The sequence below is a fragment of the Nitrososphaera sp. genome, from assembly GCF_050748925.1.
Lineage (GTDB): Archaea > Thermoproteota > Nitrososphaeria > Nitrososphaerales > Nitrososphaeraceae > Nitrososphaera.
The window spans coordinates 1-1,788 of sequence record NZ_JBOGQF010000215.1; the positions used below are offsets into that span (position 1 = coordinate 1).

Consider the following 1,788-nt stretch of genomic DNA (forward strand, 5'->3'; position numbering starts at 1 on the left):
GCTGATAGAGGCTGAAAGTGTTAGACATAAAAAGACCTGTGATGGAGCTTGAAGCGTTGGACATCAAGCTCGTCAATGCCCACAAAAACCTTTCAGTGCCGACACTCGTCGAGATGATACTTGAAATAAAGGAAGGCGTGCTTTCATCGACGGGATCGCTCTCTGTCAAGACCGGCAAGTTCACCGGCAGGTCGCCGGACGACAAGTACATTGTCGACGACGAGATAACGCACGGCGCAGTCGACTGGGGCAAGGTCAACAAGCCGATATCTGAAGAAAATTTTGACAGGATATTCCGCAGGATGAAAAAGCACATCGAGGAAAAAGAGATGTTTGTCTTTGACGGCTACGTGGGGGCCGACCCTGACAACCGGCTGCCGGTACGGGTCATCAACAACCGCGCATGGCACAACCTGTTTGCGAAACAGATTTTCATCCGCCCGACGCCGGAAGAACTTGAAAGCCACAAGCCCGAGTTTACGCTCATCTCCTGCGACGACTTTGCCGCCAGCCCTGCTGCCGACGGCACGCGGACAGAGACTTTTATCATCATCAATTTCAAGCAGAGGATTGTGCTCATCGGCTCGACTTCGTACGCCGGCGAGATAAAAAAGGCAATGTTTTCGATAATGAACTTTCTCCTGCCGAGAAAGGACGTGTTCCCGATGCACTGCTCCGCAAACGTCGGCGGCGAGGGCGACGTCGCGCTCTTTTTCGGCCTGTCGGGGACCGGCAAGACGACGCTTTCGGCAGACCCCGCGCGCAGGCTGGTAGGGGACGACGAGCACGGCTGGTCAGACAGCGGCGTCTTTAACTTTGAGGGCGGCTGCTACGCCAAGTGCATCAACCTGAAACAGGAGCACGAGCCGCAGATATGGAACGCTATACGCTTTGGCTCGCTCATGGAAAACGTCGTGCTGGACGGCACGCGCGACCCCGACTTTTCCGACGGCAGCCTGACCGAGAACACGCGCGTCGTGTATCCCCTTGACTTTATCGAAGGCGCCATCATCCCAAGCACCGCCGGCCACCCCAAGGTCATCATCTTTTTGACGGCAGACGCGTTTGGCGTAATGCCGCCGATTGCAAAGCTGAGCAAGGAAGGCGCGATGTATCACTTTATGTCCGGCTACACCAGCAAGCTTGCAGGCACCGAGCGGGGGATAACGGAGCCAAAAGAGACCTTCTCGCAGTGCTTTGGCGGCCCCTTTATGCCGCTGCACGCGCAAAACTATGCGAAACTACTTGGCAAAAAGATGGACGAGCACGGCACCCGCGTCTACCTCATCAATACGGGGTGGACCGGCGGGCCCTACGGGATAGGCAAGCGCATGAACCTTCCACACACGAGGGCTATGGTCACGGCGGCGCTTGCGGGCGAAATCGACAAGGTGCCGGTCAAGCGCCACGCCGTCTTTAACATCGACATGCCGGTGTCGTGCCCCGGGGTTCCTGACGAGGTGCTCGACCCGCGGAACACCTGGAACGACAAGGACAGGTACGACGCGGCGGCCAAGAGGCTTGCGGCGCTGTTTGCCAAGAACTTTGAAAAGTTTGGCACGGTGTCAAAAGAGATAGCGAACGCGGGCCCGAGGCCGTAAGGAAAAGAATGGTAGCCCGGAGCAGATTCGAACTGCTGTCTCCAGGTTTCTTTTCTCTATGAGATCCAGAGCCTGAAATCCCTAGCCCTACTTGGAGATTGGCCACTAGACGACCGGGCTAACCACCAACACGACTGTATCTCCTCTATTTGACTGTAACTCTATCGCTTGGTGTTCACTTCGCGTA

1 protein-coding gene and 1 tRNA gene are annotated in these 1,788 nt (G+C 56.3%); one reads left to right on the forward strand and one right to left on the reverse strand.

Going from position 1 to position 1,788, the window contains the following annotated elements:
- Positions 1-41: 41 nt before the first annotated feature.
- Positions 42-1,601 (forward strand): phosphoenolpyruvate carboxykinase (ATP), encoded by a 1,560-nt coding sequence (gene pckA, locus ACREAY_RS11625; RefSeq protein ID WP_431755932.1) that lies wholly within the window; start codon positions 42-44, stop codon positions 1,599-1,601.
- A 9-nt stretch (positions 1,602-1,610) separates the two neighbouring features.
- Here the strand turns inward: pckA and ACREAY_RS11630 are convergent.
- Positions 1,611-1,721 (reverse strand) — tRNA-Gln (locus ACREAY_RS11630).
- Positions 1,722-1,788: the final 67 nt, after the last annotated feature.

Excerpts from the sequence above, each read along its gene's own strand:
- pckA (WP_431755932.1), top strand. The coding sequence starts at position 42 with ATGGAGCTTGAAGCGTTGGACATCAAGCTCGTCAATGCCCACAAAAAC.